The 18,809-nt window shown below is 68.8% G+C and carries 18 protein-coding genes and 1 pseudogene; 7 read left to right on the top strand and 12 right to left on the bottom strand.

Going from position 1 to position 18,809, the window contains the following annotated elements; genetic code table 11:
- The first annotated feature begins 219 nt into the window (after positions 1–219).
- Genes ACLML9_RS19835 through ACLML9_RS19825 form a run of 3 tightly spaced genes read left to right on the top strand, consistent with a single transcriptional unit; the run spans position 220 to position 3,567 of the window.
- Positions 220–1,614: a hemolysin family protein gene (locus ACLML9_RS19835; RefSeq protein ID WP_411946932.1), complete on the top strand. Its 1,395-nt coding sequence runs from the start codon at positions 220–222 to the stop codon at positions 1,612–1,614.
- A complete protein-coding gene (locus ACLML9_RS19830) occupies positions 1,607–2,671 on the top strand; it encodes a hemolysin family protein (RefSeq protein ID WP_411946931.1) in 1,065 nt (354 codons plus the stop codon). Before ACLML9_RS19835 ends, ACLML9_RS19830 begins: the two co-directional genes overlap by 8 nt.
- Positions 2,668–3,567 (top strand): 3-methyladenine DNA glycosylase, encoded by a 900-nt coding sequence (locus ACLML9_RS19825; RefSeq protein WP_411946930.1) that lies wholly within the window; start codon positions 2,668–2,670, stop codon positions 3,565–3,567. The genes ACLML9_RS19830 and ACLML9_RS19825 overlap by 4 nt, the downstream gene beginning before the upstream one ends.
- A gap of 171 nt (positions 3,568–3,738) precedes the next feature.
- Here ACLML9_RS19825 and ACLML9_RS19820 read toward each other — a convergent pair whose 3' ends face one another.
- From ACLML9_RS19820 to ACLML9_RS19800, 5 genes and pseudogenes are all read right to left on the bottom strand, one after another.
- Complete coding sequence (locus ACLML9_RS19820; protein WP_411946933.1) at positions 3,739–3,906, bottom strand: hypothetical protein; 168 nt, start codon at positions 3,904–3,906, stop codon at positions 3,739–3,741.
- Between the two features lie 121 nt (positions 3,907–4,027).
- Positions 4,028–4,210 (bottom strand): annotated as a pseudogene (locus ACLML9_RS19815) (class I SAM-dependent methyltransferase); the annotation flags it as partial.
- Positions 4,211–4,793: 583 nt separating this feature from the next.
- Positions 4,794–5,681, bottom strand: a complete 888-nt coding sequence (locus ACLML9_RS19810) for a hypothetical protein (RefSeq protein WP_411946929.1) — start codon at positions 5,679–5,681, stop codon at positions 4,794–4,796.
- Between the two features lie 13 nt (positions 5,682–5,694).
- Positions 5,695–6,129 (bottom strand): hypothetical protein, encoded by a 435-nt coding sequence (locus ACLML9_RS19805; RefSeq protein ID WP_411946928.1) that lies wholly within the window; start codon positions 6,127–6,129, stop codon positions 5,695–5,697.
- A gap of 29 nt (positions 6,130–6,158) precedes the next feature.
- A complete protein-coding gene (locus ACLML9_RS19800; protein ID WP_411946927.1) occupies positions 6,159–8,990 on the bottom strand; it encodes a CHAT domain-containing protein in 2,832 nt (943 codons plus the stop codon).
- Positions 8,991–9,134: 144 nt separating this feature from the next.
- Between ACLML9_RS19800 and ACLML9_RS19795 the strand changes: the two genes are divergently transcribed.
- Complete coding sequence (locus tag ACLML9_RS19795) at positions 9,135–9,629, top strand: DUF3592 domain-containing protein (RefSeq protein WP_411946926.1); 495 nt, start codon at positions 9,135–9,137, stop codon at positions 9,627–9,629.
- A 93-nt stretch (positions 9,630–9,722) separates the two neighbouring features.
- Here the strand turns inward: ACLML9_RS19795 and ACLML9_RS19790 are convergent, their stop codons facing one another.
- The gene (locus ACLML9_RS19790) at positions 9,723–10,184 is read right to left on the bottom strand and encodes a hypothetical protein (protein ID WP_411946925.1); all 462 of its coding nucleotides are present in this window, start codon (positions 10,182–10,184) and stop codon (positions 9,723–9,725) included.
- A gap of 229 nt (positions 10,185–10,413) precedes the next feature.
- The gene (locus ACLML9_RS19785; RefSeq protein ID WP_411946924.1) at positions 10,414–10,731 is read right to left on the bottom strand and encodes a hypothetical protein; all 318 of its coding nucleotides are present in this window, start codon (positions 10,729–10,731) and stop codon (positions 10,414–10,416) included.
- Positions 10,732–11,168: 437 nt separating this feature from the next.
- Here ACLML9_RS19785 and ACLML9_RS19780 point away from each other — a divergent pair, with 437 nt between their 5' ends.
- The 3 genes from ACLML9_RS19780 (at position 11,169) to ACLML9_RS19770 (ending at position 13,244) form a co-directional block, all read left to right on the top strand.
- Positions 11,169–12,134 carry a hypothetical protein gene (locus tag ACLML9_RS19780; RefSeq protein ID WP_411946923.1) on the top strand — a complete coding sequence of 322 codons (966 nt, stop codon included), beginning with the start codon at positions 11,169–11,171 and terminating at the stop codon, positions 12,132–12,134.
- Complete coding sequence (locus ACLML9_RS19775; protein ID WP_411946922.1) at positions 12,061–12,606, top strand: hypothetical protein; 546 nt, start codon at positions 12,061–12,063, stop codon at positions 12,604–12,606. The genes ACLML9_RS19780 and ACLML9_RS19775 overlap by 74 nt, the downstream gene beginning before the upstream one ends.
- Positions 12,607–13,001: 395 nt before the next feature.
- Entirely contained in the window at positions 13,002–13,244 is a 243-nt protein-coding gene (locus ACLML9_RS19770; RefSeq protein ID WP_411946921.1) for a hypothetical protein, read from the top strand.
- Positions 13,245–13,278: 34 nt separating this feature from the next.
- On the opposite strand, the gene ACLML9_RS19765 is transcribed toward ACLML9_RS19770, so the two are convergent.
- From ACLML9_RS19765 to ACLML9_RS19745, 5 genes are all read right to left on the bottom strand, one after another.
- A complete protein-coding gene (locus ACLML9_RS19765) occupies positions 13,279–13,845 on the bottom strand; it encodes a hypothetical protein (protein WP_411946920.1) in 567 nt (188 codons plus the stop codon).
- Positions 13,846–14,177: 332 nt separating this feature from the next.
- Positions 14,178–15,011: an MHYT domain-containing protein gene (locus ACLML9_RS19760; RefSeq protein WP_411946919.1), complete on the bottom strand. Its 834-nt coding sequence runs from the start codon at positions 15,009–15,011 to the stop codon at positions 14,178–14,180.
- Positions 15,012–15,167: 156 nt separating this feature from the next.
- On the bottom strand, positions 15,168–16,862 hold the full coding sequence (locus ACLML9_RS19755; RefSeq protein WP_411946918.1) for a hydrogenase maturation protein: 1,695 nt from the start codon (positions 16,860–16,862) through the stop codon (positions 15,168–15,170).
- A gap of 154 nt (positions 16,863–17,016) precedes the next feature.
- Positions 17,017–17,775, bottom strand: a complete 759-nt coding sequence (locus ACLML9_RS19750) for an NAD(P)H-dependent oxidoreductase (protein WP_411946917.1) — start codon at positions 17,773–17,775, stop codon at positions 17,017–17,019.
- Positions 17,776–17,904: 129 nt separating this feature from the next.
- Positions 17,905–18,809: malate synthase G (locus ACLML9_RS19745; RefSeq protein ID WP_411946916.1), on the bottom strand; the 905-nt coding region annotated here is incomplete at its 5' end.

Raw genomic sequence — 18,809 nt, 5'->3', positions numbered from 1 at the left:
CGCCTGCGCGCACGGTCGCGGTAGCATGAGAACCGCCGGCGACCGTCGGCCGCAATCATCAGGACGAAAGGATCCAGTTGTCACCCGCGTCCGAGGGCGCCACTCAGGAGGGCTCATCTATCGAGCCGGGTGACAGACCCGGCGTCCTCCGCTGCACGACCCTCCCCGCTCCGGCCTTTTCCCCATCGCTGATATCGATGCCCGCCGGGGGGTGGTGAGATGGCCGTCGCACTCACCGTCCTCAGCCTCATCGGGTTCGTAGCGCTCACCGCCGGCACCGCGTTGTTCGTGGCCGCCGAATTCTCCCTCACCGCCCTGGAACGCAGTACCGTCGAAGCGCACGCGCGCGACGGCGATGTGCGGGCACGGGCGGTCCGGCAGGCGCACCGCACCCTCTCCTTCCAGCTTTCCGGCGCCCAGCTCGGTATCACCATCACCACCCTGATCACCGGTTATATCGCCGAACCCGTACTGGCGCGGTTGCTCGAACCGGTGTTCACCGTGCTCGGGGTCCCCGATTCCGCTTCCCCCGGTATCGCCCTGGTCCTGGCGCTGATCCTGGCGACCTCGCTGTCGATGATCTACGGAGAACTGGTCCCCAAGAACATCGCCATCGCCGCGCCCATGGCCACCGCGCGGGCCACCGCCGGACCGATGGTGGCGTTCTCGGCGGTGTTCAAACCGATGATCCAGTTCCTCAACGGCACCGCCAACTGGGCGGTCCGCCGGTTCGGGGTGGAACCCGCGGAGGAACTGCGCTCGGCACGGTCGCCGCAGGAACTCGGTTCGCTGGTGCGCACCTCGGCCCGGCACGGCGCTCTCGATCAGCGCACCGCGCAACTGCTGGACCGCTCCCTGCAGTTCGGCGAGCGCAGTGCCGAGGAGCTGATGACCCCGCGCGTGAAGATCGAAGCCCTGGACCGCACCGACACCATCGGTGATCTGCTCGCCGCGGCCGCCCGCACCGGCTACTCGCGGTTCCCGGTGATCGACGGCGACCTGGACAACACCCTGGGTGTCGTGCACGTCAAACAGGCGTTCACCCATCCGGCGCGCACCCGGGCCCGGGTGGGCCTCGCGCAGATCGCGCAGCCGGTGCAGGTGCTCCCGGCCAGCCTCGACGGTGACGAGGTCCTGGAACGGGTCCGCGCCGACGGTATGCAGGTCGCGCTGGTCGTCGACGAATACGGCGGCACCGCGGGCATGGTCACCATGGAGGACATCATCGAGGAGATCCTCGGCGATGTCCGCGACGAACACGACGAAGAGGAACGCGACGTGCGCCGGGTCTCCGACGGCTGGGATTGTTCGGGCCTGCTGCGCATCGACGAGGTGACCCGGGCGACCGGGTACATCGCCCCCGAGGGCGAGTACGAAACCCTCGGCGGTCTGGTGCTCACCCGGCTGGGCCGGATCCCGGTGGCCGGCGATACCGTGGTGCTACCGCAGCGCGGCCACGAACGCCGCCACGGTGACGGGCAGGGCGGCTGGCTGGCCCGGGTGGAGCGGATGGACGGGCGTCGGATCGACCGGATCCGGCTGGTCCCCGCCGACGCCGAGGCCATCGACCGGCGCGAACAGCAGCCCACCGGCCGGGAGGTCCGCCATGGGTGACCTTTTCGGAGTGGCCCTGACCGTGGTCCTGCTGGCGGGTAACGCCTTCTTCGTCGCCGCCGAGTTCGCGCTCATCTCGGCTCGCCGCGACCGGCTCGAGGCGCTGGTCGCGCAGGGTAAACGCAATGCCGACATCGTGATCCGGGCCGGGCAGAATCTGTCGATGATGCTGGCCGCCGCGCAGCTGGGCATCACGATCTGCTCGATCCTGCTGGGCCGGGTCGGCGAGCCGGCGGTGGCCCATCTGCTGGAGCGTCCGTTCGAACTGGCCGGGCTGCCCGAAGCGCTGCTGCATCCGGTGTCGTTCGTGCTGGCCCTGGCCATCGTGGTGATCCTGCACATTCTGCTGGGTGAAATGATCCCGAAGAACATCGCGCTCGCCGGCCCCGAACGCAGTGCGCTGCTACTGGTGCCGCTGCACCTGGCGTGGTTACGGATCGCCCGGCCGCTCATCGCGGTCTACAACTTCGCGGCCAATCTGTCGCTGCGGATGCTGCGTATCGAACCCAAGGACGAACTCGAGGCCACGGTCTCGAGCGACGAACTGGCCGAGATGATCGGTGAATCCCGGTCCGAGGGCCTGCTGGACGAGGAGGAACACCGCCGCCTCACCCAGGCGCTGGGCACCGGGGACCGGTTCGTCGCCGAGGTCATGGTGCCGCTGACGCAGGTGCGCACGATTCCGCTGCGCGCCCGCGGAACCACCCTCGGCGATATCGAGAACGCGGTCGCCGAAACCGGCTTCTCCCGGTACCCGGTCCGCGCCTCCGACGGTTCCCTGGTCGGATACCTGCACGTCAAGGATGTGCTGGACAAGGTCTCCGACGAAACCGCGGGCCCCGGCACCGAGATCCCGCGCACCGATATCCGGCCACTGCCGACCGTGCTGATGGGCACCACCCTCTACGAGGCGCTGGCCCGGCTGCGCCGCACCAGCAGCCATCTGGGCCGGGTGGTGGACGCGCGGGGCAATACGGTCGGCATCGTCGCGCTCGAGGATCTCGTCGAGGAGTTCGTCGGTACCGTCCGCGACACCACGCACCGGATCGCCGAATGACGGCTGCGGCCCTCGGATCGGTGCTCGGCGCGGCGGACTGGCGGATGCGCGCTGCGGCGCACCGCGATCGCCTCGACGCCCTGGCCGGCCCGTACCTGCGGGCGCGGGCCGCCGGGGCGAAACATCCGGTGCTCGATTTCCTGTTCACCTACTACGGCCACAAACCGGCCCGGCTGCGCCGCTGGCATCCCGGTTTCGGGGTGGCGCTGGCCGAGGCCGCCGAGTACGCCGGCCTGCGCGGGTATCAGCGGATCGACGAGCCCGGCGCGGCCACCGAGCCGGTGGTGACCGTCGATCCGGAATTCCTGCGGTCCCGCGCCGGCACCCTCGCCTATATCGCGGATCTGCTGCGCGCGACCGCGTCCCGGCCCGCTCAGCTGTCCTGTTTCGGCCTGCACGAATGGGCGATGGTGTACCGCACCGGGGAGGTCCGCCACGATTCGGTACCGCTGCGGCTCGGCGCGGCCGGTACCGACGCGGTGGTGGAATCGATGCCGGTGCGCTGCACCCATTTCGACGCGTTCCGGTTCTTCACCCCGGCCGCGGTCCCCCGCAACAACCGGCAGCTGACCCGCGATGATCAGATCCACGCCGAGCAGCCGGGTTGTCTCCACGCCAATATGGACCTGTACAAGTGGGGTTTCAAGGCGACTCCGCTCCTTGCCTCGGATCTGCTCCTCGACTGTTTCGCGCTGGCGCTGGACGCCCGGACTCTCGATATGCAAGCGAGCCCGTACGACCTTCGCGAACACGGATACGAGCCGGTGCGGATCGAAACCCCGGCGGGGCGGGCCGAATATGTGCGCCGCCAAGCCGAGATCGCGAATCGGGCGGCCCTACTGCGGAAGCGGTTGCTCACGAGCCTGGATTCCCTGCTGGAAAGAGCCTCCGAGTAGCGAGTCTGTCCGACCCGCCATCACCGCCACCGCGCCGATGGACGGGTCGGTCGGCAGCGGTCCGGCCCGTATGCGGCCGGACGCTGCTCACTCTGATCCGTCTCCTGCCCATCGGCCGGACCCACCCCGCGCAGGGTCCCACCCGGACAGCCGGCCGGATCTGTGACGCGATCAGCCGGACTGTTCGGGTTTCCGGGCCAGCACCCGGAACACCACTCCACCGCGACCGGTGCGGGCGAAGTGTTCGAGGGTGAACCCGGCGGCGGTGAGGTAACCGACCGGCTCCCGGGTGAGATGGTCCGCCGCTAATCGCACCGCCAGCGGCTCGGCCAGGCGCATCAGCGCCGCGACCGGTCGCGCGGGCCGGGCTCGACCGCCACGAACACCCCACCCGGGCGCAGCACCCGCCCGCGGCCGCCGCGGCCGCGCCCGGGTCGGGAATCGTGCAGAAGGTGTAGGTGGAGACCACGGTATCCACCGAGCCGGCAGGCAGATCCAGCCGTTGGACGTCCCCGTGCCGCAACTCCACCGGCACCGATGCCGAACGGGCGCATGCGAGGTCGAGCATCCGCTCGGACAGGTCCACCCCGATCACCCGCTCGACCGCGGCGCCGTAGAGCGGCAGGTTCAACCCGCTGCCCACTCCGATCTCCACCACCGTCCCGCGGGCCCGTTCGATCGCCCAGCGGCGCGCATCGCCGAACAGTACGCGTTCGGATCATCCGATCTGGCGGTCGTATCCGTCGGCGATACGGTCGAAGATCTGTTCCACACGGTCCAGTTCACCGTGGGCTGTGTTGCCGGACATGCACTCAGGAAACCGGCTCGGCCGCGCCGGCACATCAGGGAAACCCCCGAATCGGCGCCTGTATCGCATATCGACACGACCGGGGTGGCAGGTTCGGCAGTCGTGCCGGGAAGCCATTGCGGTGCGGGCTGTCCGGCTGGTGCCGTAGTGGGCCGAGTCCGGGCAGCGAGGAACCTTCATCGTGCTGCCGGGATGGGCCCCGGCCCCTCCGGGCGGAGCAGCGGGCTCGGTAACCGGCGGTGTCCGCCCGCCAGGCGCTGGTCGACTGCACCGCAGCCATCCCGGAAGGGGACACCGTCGTAGGGCCTTCGATCGCATGGCCGGGAGCGCGCTTCTCGAGTGCGAGGAGCTCAACGACAACAGGCAGCACTGCAGGCCGGTACGCCGGTCTCCGCTCAACTGGACCCCACATGCCGGATCAGGGCCCCGGTGGCACGCCACCCGAGCAGGCCTGGGAGGTGCCGGTCGAGGGGCCGAGGAGGAACGTGCCTTTGTCCAGGATGCTTTCGACGGCGTGGCTGTCGGCCCGGGTGAACCGGCCGTGCGGCAGTGGTACGCCCAGGGCCGAGGCCAGCTCCGGGAGTTTGACGTCGGTCAACGCTTCGACGAGGAGGCCGAGTTCGGCGGCCGCGCGGCGGGCGGCGATCCAGGCCGAAAGGTAGAGAGCGGCTCCGACGGTGGCGGCCGGCCACCACAGTAGTCCCAGTGCCAAGTAACCGAGGGACCATGCAGCCCGCACCGAGGCCGCGGTGTACCGGTCCCAGGCAAGCTGGATGGGGACGCGTTGGCTGTCGTCACACAGGTGCCACAACCGGGGCCAGACCCGGACCAGCGCCACCTGATACTGGGCGTCGACCCGCTTCTCGGCGAGGAGCAGGTGGTCTCCGATGCGGGTCGCCCGTTCGGGGAGGTAACCGGCGTGATGGTTTGGCGGGGCCGCGTTTTCGGCCTGCCGAATCCGTCGGCGGCGGACGCGGCCCAGCAACTTGCCGCTCAGCACGCCGCGTCCCAGCCACAGCCGTGCGATGAGACGGCTCAATTCCGCAGCAACGCCGGCCGAGGCCGCCGCGGTGAGCGTGACCAGCGCGGCGAGCACCAGCCGGTGTGGGGTGCTCGCCAACCACCGGGGCGGTGCCTGATCCAGTCGGTCGCTGAGCAAGGCCGGGTCGAGGGCATGCGCCGCGCCGAGCGAGTGCAGCCACCAGGACAGCGCCAGTGTCAGCGCGAAGAGCAGGCCGGGTAGTGCGAGCAGAGTGATCCACCGCTCGGCGAACTTGGACCCCAGGCCGGTGAGAAGGCCGTCCATGATGTCGCGCCGCCTAGGGGTCGAGTCGGTAGGTGGTGGGCTGCAGCGGACGGTCGTCGAGGTGGCACCACGGCTCGCGCGCGTCCTGGTCCCGACCACGCGGTGGGCAGAGGACACGCGGACAATGGAAGCGTTGCCCGATCGGGTGCGAGTCCCATACGTCCCGAAGGGGCAATTCGCCGGACCCTCGCACCGTGCCGGAGGCGTCCAGCAGCAGTGCCGCCAGCGCCTCGGTGGCAGGTCGCCCGTCCCGTACAGCCCTCACCTGGGCTTCCAGCTCCGGCCGCCAGCCGTATCTGTCCGCTTCGGCACGCAACAGCGGTAGTCGCTCGCAGAACCAGGCGTGAGCCAGTGTGGGGTCCTGCGGCGGCGCGCTCGACTCGGCGGGAGGCGGCGGGGCGGAAGCGGGTTCGTTCTGGCGGGCGCGTCGCCGGAAAAAGGAGGGCATACGTCAACTCTGCACCAGCACTGGCTATTTCAGGGTCCGATATGCACGAAGGGGGCCCAGCGGGCGGGATCGGCCCGGTATTTTTCGCGCAGCCGGCACTGCGCGTGATGGAGTGCCACTGCGGGGCCGCATCTCCCGGTCAGCACTCTGCGGTAGAAGTCGTCGGCGACCGTGGGCCCATCCGCGCTGTTGATCTGCCACATGGTCCCGATCACGTGGGAGAAACCGTTCAGGTGGAACGCCGCGGCCGGATGGAGCACCTCGTCCGCCGCCCGGGCGTCCGGGAGCGCCGAGACACAGGCCGACAGGAACGCCAGCCGCTCACCGGTCAGGTTCATATTCGCCAGTTCGTCCAGGCCGAGAGGCCCGTCGTGCAGGATCAGGCCGCTCTCGTCGCCGTGGCAGGCGATGTGAACCCACGGGTGGTCGGCCAGCGCGGCCCGTGTCGCGGCGACGGTGACCTCCTGCTCGCCCAGGGCCCTGGCTGCCGGGAACCGGGCCGAGACGATCGCCGCCTCCTCCTCGGCGTGCTCGAGTTCGGGCATGCCGGGGGTCTTGCGCAGCGAGGCGACCAGCATCGACGGAGGCCGGGTGGGAATGACGACATCCGACCCGGCCCGGTGGGCGTCTCGTAATGCCCACAGGCTGGGGGTATAAGAGGAGACGACATGGTCGATCAGTGCGGGGCCGTGCTTCTGATCGTGGTGGCCGGCCAAGTGCAGGGGAACGGCGCCCAACGGACCGGTCGGGCACCACCAGACCCGGCGGTCCGGGCCGAGATACGGCTCGACCGCCTCCAGAACAGGAGCGGCGACGGTGTCCCAGAGGAGGCGGGCGAGGGCGAGGGCATTCATACCCCTGATGGTGGGGATGAGCAGGCCGCCGGCCCGGGCGGCCAGTTCGGCATGGTCCGCCAGGGGAAGCCCTACTCGTACCGGATCACGATCGGCCGACACGACGATCGCGGCGCAGCCCGTATCGCTGATGTTGACGATGACGACGGGCCCGCCGCGGGCCGCCTCCCGCAGGTCGGAGAAGCTCATCCGCCGGCCCTCACCCTGTTCGGCCGTTACCCTCTCCCATTCGGCGGCCGGCTCGGCACGCGCCGTGGCCGCGCGGTACCCGGACAACACGCCGTGGCCTTCCGCGCCGGAATAGCCGGGCCTGTCCAGCTCACTGCGCAGTTCTGCCAGCCGGGCCGACGCTGCGCGCGGCGCTTCGGTCCGGCGCAATCGGCGGGTCTGCGACCAGATGACGGTCCGGCTCAGTTCCAGCAATTCCACGGCCCGGCCGACCTGGCCCATGGACAGCGCGAGGTCCGCGACCGATGGTGGTGACAGGGCCCGGGTGCCCAGCACCACTTTCCGGTCATGGAGGCTCAACCCGAGGGAGGCGGACTGTTCGGTCAGCATCAGGGCACGCTCGTAGTAGGAGAGGACCGCCTCGTGGTCTCCGTCCAGGGCGAGAACGGCTCGGAACACGGCGGACACGACGTTCAAGGGAAAGGACACCTCCGGCATGGCATCCACCGTGTCCAGCAGGTCCGCCACCAGCGCACGCTCCGGCCCGTACTGCCACGCCGGCGCCTGGGCGGCGGTGACCAGCAGCATCATCAGGCCTTCTTCGGCATCCGTACCCTCGGCAGCCAGGTCCCGGGCCGTCGCGGCGGCCTCCGTCAGGTCGCTGCCGTTCGCCACTGCCCGGTGCCGGAGCACCAGCGCCCAGATCAGCGCGGACGACGGACCGGCCGACCGGAGTGCGTCGATTGCGCGCGACAGCGTGGCCACATCCGCCTGCCGCTCGTATTGCTTGACCAGAAGCCGGCCGAGGACCCCACCCGCAGTCTCCGCCGGAAGCACGACGGCGGCATGCTCCGCCACAGCGAGGGCCCGGACGAGGTCGGCGTCATCGGCGGCGGGGTCTCGTGTGTGCCGCAAACCCAGAGCCCACGCGAGAGTCAGCGCGATCCCGGCACGCGCAGTGGGCCCGGCGAGAACCGGGGTGCAGCGGTGGAGTCCCTCCAGGATCCGCAAGGCCGTGGCCAAGTGCGGACTTGCCTGGGTGCGGTGGTACTCGGTCACCAGGGCATCGGCAACGACCAGACGCATCTTCACGTGTGCCTCCCACAGCGGACTGAACCGGAACAGCCGGCCCGGCTCGTCCAGCCGGGGAATTCGGGACACTGTGCGCAGCACGCTGTTCCAGAGTTCGCCGTGGGGGCGGCCCGCATCGATGCGCAGCAGCAGACCGAGCAGTACCTGTTCGCGGTACGGCCGCTCGGCGATCTCCTCACCCAGCTTCAGAACCTCCCGCGACAGCGCTTCCCGGTCTCCCTCCTTCTGCAACCGCAGGAACCGACGCCCGTAGCGCAGCAGACGGCCCAGGTAGTCCGTCAGCCAGGGGCCGGTCACGAGGAGGAACGCGGAGGTAGCAGTGCTCAGCGAGCCGAAGAACCAGAAGAACGGACGGTCGGCCACCAGCCAGCGGGACAGATTGCTACCCATCGGCACGCCCGCCAACCGATCACGGAAAAGCAAGAGCAGCAAGACCGAACACCACGGCGCAGCGGCCCAGGCGAGCGCCCCGACGGAAAGTGCCACCGGATGCTCCCGCCAGGCCACCAGACCGATGCGGATGTCCTCTCGGCGGCCCCGGAGCACTCCTGCCGTCAGCAGCGAGAGAGCCAACGCGATCAGGGGATAGATGATTTGAGAGGCCCCATTGGTTGTCAACGACTTGGACACGCCCGTTTCGGGGTCGTAGTACAACACGAAATGAAGCCCTTGCCGCTGTCCGAGCCACCACCCCCACCCGGCCATCCCAGCGCCGCCGATGACGACCGCTCTGCTGAGCCACCGCATACAGGCAGTATGGCAAGAAACCCCGCCTGCCAAGGGAGTTGTTCACAAACAGATAAGCGTCGATCGCCCCGACCAGCGCATACGATCGGATCGGCTCGGTCACCGGGCCGCGACGACGATCACCCCTCCGGCCACACCCGCGCCGTGCCGAACAGCGCCGGGCCCGAACCGCCCGAGACCACGGCAGTTCCCCGGAACGACCACGCTCTGGGCTTCGCACCATGGTCAGGGATCTGGATTCTCTGCCCGTATGCGGGGCACAAGCACAACGCGCTGTTCCTGGCGAATTCACAGATCGCGACGGGCACCGCGGTCGAGTTCGGTCACGAGCTCACCGACAACACCAAGGGCAGCCGTCCGGCGGGCACCTCCACCGTCATCGAGTTCACCACTGCCGACGGAGAGACAGTCCGATTCGACGGCGGCCCCGCGGCCTCCTCGCTCTATACCGATCTCGGTGACCGTATTCCGGGCCGCTACGACCCCGTCGATCCGGACCACGCGCTGGTCGACGAAGCGTTCCTCTTCGTCCGACTCCCCTACCTGCCGCTGATCTTCGCCGCCTTCGGCGCTGCCACGCTCGGGACGGTCGCGTGGGTGATGCTGCGATACCGGATCCGACAGCCGGCCATTCGATAGGCCCGACGGGATTCGTCACCGCCCGCCCGCATCGCCGCAGAGCGCCGCGGCGCAGGCGAATCCCTCACAGCTCCGCCTCCGCGCGCGGTGTTTTCAGCGGCCACCACGACCGCGAGCAGCCCCGAGGCGAGCAGATCCAGTGCCGAAGGGCACCGGGCAGCCCGGCGTTCCACTGCAGACGAGCAGGTCGTCACATCCGGCGTCCTGCGCGGCCCGCCGACCGCCGAGCGCGGTGTCCACCCGCGCGGCGAACGCGTCGAGCACATCGACGTACGCGCCGGGAACCCCGACCTCCATGAGCACACCGGAGCCGGTGCGGGCGAAGCCGAAGCGGAAGAACGCACAGCAGCTCGACTCCCGCCCTGCCAGGTCTCGGGCCACCGGCTCCGCCGCCGCATCGATCACCAGTTCCAACCACGCCGGGTCCGTCCGGCGGATGCTGCGCACGGATTCGGCGAAGAACCGATCGAACTCCGCGACCCGGATCGGCTGCTCCACCGTGGGCAGGGTGCACGCCTGCGGCACCCATCCACCACCACCAGGAGAAACATTCATGACACCACGGTAAGCCGGTACCCCGGTACAAGAGGCAACCCCGAATCCGGGTGCCGGATGCGTGCGGCACGCAGCACGTGGCGCGGTCTTCTGTATCCGCTATCGAGAAGGCGAGGTCGCAGGCCTCGGTGGCTCGAGGTTTTCTCCCGGTCCGTCAGCTGTTCGTGCCGCGGCTGCTGGGGACATCGACGGCGCCGACCTAGGACGGCATACGCCATGCCCTGAAGGCTCAGGCGCAGACGCGGTTCAGTTCGTCCGTGGCGGGGCCCAGGTCGGAGACAGTCTCATCGATCAAGGCATCGGCATAGCCGGTGATAGCTTCCCTCTCTTCTCCGACAGCCAGGGCTGCCACGCCCGACAGCCTGTCCGACAAGGCTCGCGTGGTGGCGTCATCCATCGTGCCGCCACTGACGTCGATCGCGGCGTTGATCAGTTCGATGGCTTTTGCACAGCTGGGCGAATTCGCATGCGCGGGCGCTGCGGGCAGGAGCTGCAGGGCGGTAACCGTTGTTGCAGTCAGCAGAGCAGCGGAGCAGAGCTTGATCACGGTGTCCTCGAGGGTTTTCGACAGGAAGGGGGCTCGACCCGCTCGAGCCGGCCACCTGATGCCACACCATAGCCGACCATCGTCCGATTCAGAAAAAGTACCGTTTGAAATCAGAGCCGGCCGCGGCCGTCTTCGCCACTTCTCGGCCGGGGCAGGCAGCCGTTTCAGATCATTGCCGATGCGTGCCGGGGTCGAGCCTGTGTCGCAGGTCCCCGGGGGTCGGTGCGGTGGTGATCTCCGCTGGAAGCAGCCCGTGTGCCTCGGATCGGCAGATCAGCCGAACTCGAGCGATATCGGCCGCGCCGGCGCGGCGATCCTCACCGGCGACCTGCTCGCCGGGACGTGAATATCGTTTCAGTGATGCATCATTCGCTGTGGAAAGCTACCTTCGTCGGCGACGAGTCGCTGTGGGTGTGTGAGTGTGAGTAGAGGTGAGTGTGGCCAGGATCAGGGTGCGTGACCGGTTGCGATTCTGGTTCGACCGGACGATGGATCGCGGGACTCCGGCGTTGATCGGTTGGCTCGGTCTGGCGTCGGCGGTGCTGATCGCGGTGACCACGGCCCTGGCCGCACTGCCGGCACCGGCCGATGTCGCGGGCGTCAAGGGCGGCTGGGTCGGTGTGGCGTGGATGAGTTTGCTGCGCACGTTCGATCCCGGGACCATGGGCAGCGACGACGCGACGGTGTTCAGCGTGCCGTTTCTGGTGTTGATGCTGGCGGTGACGCTCGGCGGGATCTTCATCGTCAGCTCGTTGATCGGTGTGCTCGTGACCGGGATGGAACATCGGATCGCGGAACTGCGCAAGGGCCGGGCCCCGCTGATCGAGGCCGGGCACACGGTCGTGCTGGGCTGGTCGGATCAGGTGTTCACCGTGGTGGCCGAGCCGGCCGCCGCGAACCAGAGAACTCGCCGCTCGAGTGTGGTGGTCCTGGCCGATCGGGACAAGGTCGATATGGAGGACCAGATCCGTGCCCGGGTCGGCAACACCGGCCGAACGCGGGTGACCTGCCGGTCGGGCAGCCCCCTCGAGCGCAGCGATCTGGAGCTGGTCAGCCTCGACACCGCCAAGTCGATCATCGTGCTGCCGCGGCCGGGTGACGACGCCGATATCGACGTGATCAAAGCCCTACTGCTGCTGAACAACCGGTCGTGGCCGGCCCGGCGACGTCGCCCCCGGCTCGGTGCTCGACATCGCCGCCCCACACCCCCCGCCCGAGGAGGTCACCGACAGTCCGCGGGTCAACTTGGCTGTCGGCTACCGGCCCTGCGAGCCGACCAGCCGACGCTCGCTGGAAGCGCTGAGTCCGGGCAGCTACCAACACGTCGTCGTGCTCACCGACGACACACTCGACGAACACCATGCCGACGACCGCACCCTGGTGACCCTGTTGCACCTGCGTGACATCGAGGTCCGGCTCGGCGACCCGTACTCGATCGTCACCGAGATGAACGATGATGCCAACCGGGAGATCGCGCAGGTCACCAAGGCCGACGACTTCATCGTCAGCAGTAAGCTGATCAGCCTGCTGCTGACCCAGCTCGCCGAGAACCGCCACCTGCATGCCGTGTTCACCGACCTGTTCGATCCCAGCGGAACCGAGATCTACCTCAAACCCGCCCCGGACTACGTGAGCCCCGGCATGGAGATCAACTTCGCCACCATCGTCCATGCGGCGCGGTTGCGCGGCGAGGCGGCAATCGGCTACCGGCTCCACCGCCACGCGGGCCGGCCTCCCGCCTACGGCGTCACCCTCAACCCACCCAAGGACACCCCGATCACCCTGTCCGCGCTGGACAGCGTGATCGTGGTCGCCGAAGACCGACCCCTGGCACACCGGAACGCGGCGCCCGCACAGCGACGCGGACGCGCATGAATTGTCCTACCCCTCGGACCTTTCGGTCGATAGCGGCGAGCCCGGCACGGAACCGGCTGTGCAGGGGCAGACGTCGTCGACCAGTGCGAACAGGACCGAACCTCGATCAGGACCCCGCGACGCCGGCCAGTGCTCGATCGGAAGCCGGGCCGTAGGGTGGCGATTGGGACAACGAGGCGGCCCTGCCCGTCGCGCTCCGGTCGAAAGCGCTCGCCGACCCGGTCTGTGTGAAGCCCATTTTCCTGGCGATGTACCGGCGACCGACCGCGACAGCGGCCGAAGTACGCAGGGTTACCGGTGCAATATGTCGATGGTCGGCCAGTTCGCCGGGCACGGCGCCGGGATCACCTCCACCAGCTTCGAGCAGTGCGCCTTCGCTGCTGGGCATCCCGGCGATGACCGCGCCCAGCGCGGCCCGCGCGGTACTCGAGGGCCGGTTCGATCCCGCGCAGGCGCTGAGCTCGCGGACCGGGAAACTCGCCTTCGGCGATGTCTCCACCGACTGGTGCCTGTCGCCACCGGAGTGGCGCGGCAACGCGCTGTACGTCACCTGCTCGGACCACGGTTTCATGGTGCTGCACGTGGACGATTCGGTGTATTCGCCTCCCGCGGACCAGCAGTCGGTTGTGGGTTCGTGAACACGCAGTTCCGGCCCTCGCGGGATTCGAGCGGTCACCAGGAGACTACGAAGCGATACCACGGACCGTCGTACTGCCGATAGGTGGTCTCACTGCCCCGGCGCTCGGGCGGAGCCCCCTGGGGTAGGTAGGCGAATCCCACCGGGTCGAGAAACCCGCCACTGGTGTAGAAATGGCACCCGGTATCCGACCGGTCCACCCACTCGATCGTGTACACGCCGATCCGGCCGGGATCGGAGCGGTGGACACACTGCGCCGCAGCCTCTTCCAGCGCAGTCTTCGACACTCGCCAACCCGCCTGTTCGGCGGCGCCCGAGTACACCACGGCAATCGCCACCACCACCAGGACCGGAGCCACGGCGCTCGGCAGCCAGGCCCGGTACCTGATCAGCCCGAACACCGCACAGATCGACCACAGTACGGCCAGACCCAGCAGTGCCCCGATGAGGAGCAGCAGATATCCGAAATCTCCGTCCGAGGCGACGAACCAGACCCCGGCGGCACAACAGATTCCGACGAGTACCGCCAACACCACCGTGGTGACCGTCCACCATTTCGCCGTCGGCCGCCGCAGTGTGCCGACCTCACCCCCGGAGACCATGGACATACTCTAGGTGCCCGCATCGCCGCAGACCGCACAGCGCCCGCGTCGACCGCCGCGAAATGCGCGAAAAGATATCGGCAGGGCACGTTCCGGCCACGGCCGTCAGGAGGCCGGGCGCCTTCCCGGCAGCCGCCGGGCCGCGGGGCCCGCCTGGGTTTCCGCCTCGCGGGGTCCATCCAGATCGTGCCCGTCCCGGCAGCGGACGACCGTGTCCACCGGCGCCGCAGTCGCGGTGCACGACGGTGAGCCCGGCGGCCCGGACCAGGCCGCGCGGCCGCGGGCGACAACCGGGGTCCCACCCCGATGTCGCCACTGCGACAGGCGGCAGACTAGCGGTCCACCGGCATCCGCGGCCACTCCCGGCCGCTGACGGCGAGCGTCGCGGGATCGGTGGTGAGGGTCGCGACCTCGTCGGATGCGTACTCCCGTTTCGCCGCGGCCGTGGACCGGACCTCGAGTTCGGCCACGCCGACCAGGACGACGAGGCCCACCACCACCAGCGCGACGGTGGTGAGCAGCGGAGTGAGCAACTCCACCGGCGCGACACCCTCCGGCACCGCGGTGTGGTCACCGTGGTGCGCACTCATGGCGGCCATCCCGGTGTAGTGCATGCCACACACCGCGACACCCATGATCAGGCCCGCACCGATGGTGTTGCCCCAGCCCTTCACGTGCAGCATGAACCACAGGGCGGCGGTCGCGGCGACCACCGCGATCAGGATGGACAGCAGCACCAGTCCGGTGCTGTATTCCATCTCCGCACCGGAGTTCATCGCGGCCATGCCCAGGTAGTGCATCCCCACGACCCCGATACCGGTGATCGCTCCGCCCAGCGGCAGGGCGATCACCTCGCGATGACCGCGCACCACGATCGCCAGCCCGATCAGGACGACCACAATCGCGATACCGGCGCTGAGCAGCGTCATCGGCATGTCGTAGCGGATGGTCATACCGCCGATGGAGAAGCCGAGCATGGCGGTGAAGTGCATGACCCAGATACCCGCGCCGCCGAGGGCGATGGCCGCCGCGATGAGCCAGCCGCCGGCCTGCTCCGACGACCGCGCGCGGACCGCGCACCGGAGACCGAGCACCGACCCGATGAACGACATGAAATAGGCGAGGACAGGCGTCACCCACCCATTGCTGAAGTGCTCGAGCTGCACGTGTAACTCCGATGTACTAGTCGATTTCCGAACCGCGTCCACCTGGACAGTAGTTCGACACACCCCGAGGGGGCCTGCAGAGTAAAAATTTCACCCTACGGGGGTGTGCGTTCGCCACTTGATGTCACAACTGAGCTAACGGGCGGACTCTCCGGATCAGCTCCGCAGGTACGCCGGAGTGGCAGGCGGCACGACGTTGTACACGAAGTTCCGCCGCAGTTCGTGATACGGCTCGCCCTCCTCGAAGAAGTTCCGGCGCATCTGCGCCAGTTCCTCGGCCCGGTACTCCGCCAGCGGTTTGGCGGCCTCGTCGGCCTCGCGGAGTTGTTTTTTGGCGGTCAGGCGGTTTTCCAGTTCGGGCGAATCGGCCAGCGCCTCCGCCTCCCGGCGTACCCAGGCGGCGAACTCGGCGGTGCCGCCGGAACCGACCCGATCCACCAGACCGAGGTCCGCGGCCGCTTTCGCGCCCACCGGCAGGGTCTCCCGGGTGAGCCGGGCGGCCTCGGCCGCGCCGACGCGCCGCGGCAGCGAATAGGTCCAGTACTCCGAGCCGTACAAACCCATCAGGCGGTAGTGCGGATTGAGCACCGCGGCCTCGCGGGCCCATACTTCGTCGGCGGCCAGCGCCAGCATCACCCCACCCGCGGCCGCGTTACCGGGCAGCGTCGAGATGACGAGTTTGTCCGTGGTGGTGAGGATCGCCTCCACGAGGTCGTTCATGGCGTTGATATTGTGCCAGGACTCCCGGGCCGGATCCTCGGCCGATTCGATGACGTGCAGGTGGATGCCGTTGGAGAAGAAGTCCCGGGCCGGACCGAAGACCAGGGCCCGGGTCGGCCGCGCACAGGCCTCGCGGTAGGCGGCGAGCAACCGGCGGCACTGCGCGGTGCTCATCGCTCCCCCCGCGTAGGCGAATTCGAGGTAGCCCACCGACCCTTCCTCGCGGTAGCGCACCTCCGACCAGGTATCGCGGACAGCCGCCGCGGCCGCCGACACCGGCACCTCCGGGGTGGCCGGGGGCAGATCGGCGCCCAGTGCCGCCACCGCGGGCCGTTTGAACGTCGCCGGTCCGCCCGGTGTCCGGCGGCGCCGCAACTGCGGCAACCACACCGCGCCGTCGACGGTGGCCCGGCAGATCGCGCCGTCCCGGGTGGCGATCACCGCGCCCGGCTCACCACGCAGCCGGTCCTCGTGGTGGCCGCCGTGCACGAAATACTCACGGCCGTAGAGTTCGTCGAGTACGCCTGGCTGCGAATCGGCCGCGCGGAGTTTGCGCAGCACCTCGGCGGTGCTGTCGGTCGTCCAGTCGATCCGGCGGTACTGCTGGGAATGGTAGGGCCGCAACCGGCCCCGGACATCGGGCCGGTCGTAGTCCAGCGGCTCCGGCACGAAATCCCCGGCGCCGAAACGTTCGACGGCCAGCAGTACCGCGGCGACGGCGGCATCCGACATCTCGTTGCGATACAGCTCGCTCTTCCCGCACGCGGGGACCGGGAAGGGCACCGAGGCCCAGATCGGCCCGGCATCCATCTCCTCGACCGCCTGGAGCACGGTGACTCCCCATTCGGAGGCGCCCTCGCTGATCGCCCAGTCGAGCGAGGAGGGTCCGCGATCGCCCTTGGGACCGGGATGCACGATCAGCACCGGGTGCTCGGTCCAGATGTCCTCCGGGACCGCGGTGGTCAGCATCGGCGCCACGATGAGATCGGGCCGGAACGCCGCGACCCGGGCCCGCAGCAGATCGTCACCGAGCGCCAATTCGACCGCGACCTCGTGCCCGCGATAGCGCAGTTCGGTGTGCACACGCTGTGTGAGGCTGTTGAAAGCACTCGCGACCAGCAGGACTCGCAAAATTCTCCTCCATCGAACAGGGAACCGATCGTTCCCCGGATACGGTCTCGACTCGACCAAGCTAGTCCTGCCCTGGAATGTCCGCAGCCCGAGCCCTCCCCGACGCGCTACTGCGCGAACCGCTTCCCCGAGGGCGGCGGCCCGCCGCGACACCTCACGGAGCGATGTGCAGCCCGAATCCGGTGGCCCCCGGCTTCTCGCGTCCCGCTTCGAGCCGGAGCGAGCGATCGTAGTCACCGCCGCCCTGGCGCCGATACCGGATCGGCTCGGCACTGTCCAGCTCCGCCAGCCGCTTACGCAGATCGATGGCGAGCTGTTCGAAACGTTCGTCGTTCACCCGGATCGCGCCGTGTACGACGAACGGCGGCAGCACATCCATGCCCGGGTAGTAGAGGATGCCGTGGTGGATGGGGAACAGCAGATCCGCTGTCGGGCCGTTGATTCCACGGTCGGAGTAGGCGGGTTCCCGGCCACCGACGGCCACCACCAGCATCGCCCGCCGGCCGGCGAGTACGCCGTCGCCGTAGCGCGGGATGGCGGTACCACCCGCGCCGTAGGCGAAGCCGCAGGTGAACACCCGATCCACCCAGCCCTTGAGAATGGCGGGCATGGCGAACCACCACAGCGGGAAATGCAGCAGCACCGTATCGGCCCACAGCAGTTTCTCCTGCTCGGCTCGAATATCCTCGCTCAACGTACCGTTCGCGAAGGCCTCACCCGAAGCCAGCATGAAGTTCGTCTCCTCGACCGCGCCGAAATCGGAAGCGTCGGCGTGTGCTTTCCAGCCCATGGCGTAGAGGTCGCTCACCCGCACCTCGTGGCCGTCGGCCCGCAACTGTTCGACGGCCACATCTTTCAGGGCTCCGGTGAGCGAATCGGGTTCCGGGTGCGCGTAGACGATCAAAACCTTCATGTCCGGGGCAACACCGCGACCCGGCGTGCCCATTCCTGACGGCCCCCGCGCGGGCGCGCCCGGTATACGAACACGCAGTCCCCGGCCGCTCGCGGAGCCGGGGCCTGCGCACTGTCGTATCGGGGCCGGTTACGCCTCGTTCTTACCCGCCAGCGCCTTGGCCTCACGGCGGCGGCGGTGCAGGATCGGCTCGGTGTAGCCGTTGGGCTGCGCGGTCCCCTCGAGGATGAGATCTTTCGCGGCCTGGAACGCGACACTGCCCGCGAAATCGGGCGCCATGGGACGGTAGCCGGGATCGCCGGCGTTCTGCCGGTCCACCACGGGCGCCATCCGCTCCAGGCTCGCCACCACCTCGTCGGTGGTGACCACACCGTGACGCAGCCAGTTGGCCATCAGCTGGCTCGAGATCCGCAAGGTGGCCCGGTCCTCCATCAGCGCGATATCGGAGATATCGGGCACTTTGGAACAACCCACGCCATGGTCGATCCAGCGCACCACATAGCCGAGGATGGACTGCGAGTTGTTGTCCAGCTCCTGCTGCTTGTCGGCTTCCGACCAGTTGGTGTCCGCGGCCAGCGGGATCTGCAGGATGTCGTCGACACTCGCGCGTGCCCCGCCCTTGGCGATCTCGGCCTGCCGCTTGAACACGTCCACCAGGTGGTAGTGGGTGGCGTGCAGGGTGGCCGCCGTCGGCGAGGGCACCCACGCGGTGGTGGCGCCGGCCTTGGGGTGACCGATCTTCTGCTCGAGCATGCCGGCCATCAGATCCGGCATGGCCCACATTCCCTTGCCGATCTGCGCCTTGTGCGGCAGGCCGGCCGTGATACCGGTATCGACGTTCCAGTCCTCATAGGCCAGGATCCAGCGCTGGGTCTTCATCTCGGCCTTGCGGATCATCGGACCCGCCTCCATGGAGGTGTGGATCTCGTCGCCGGTGCGGTCCAGGAAACCGGTGTTGATGAAGACCACCCGGTCGGCGGCGGCGTTGATACACGCCTTGAGGTTCACCGTGGTGCTGCGCTCCTCGTCCATGA

The sequence above is a fragment of the Nocardia sp. NPDC002869 genome (assembly GCF_046764065.1).
GTDB classification, from domain to species: domain Bacteria; phylum Actinomycetota; class Actinomycetes; order Mycobacteriales; family Mycobacteriaceae; genus Nocardia; species Nocardia rhamnosiphila.
This window is presented reverse-complemented; position numbering and strand designations above follow the sequence as displayed.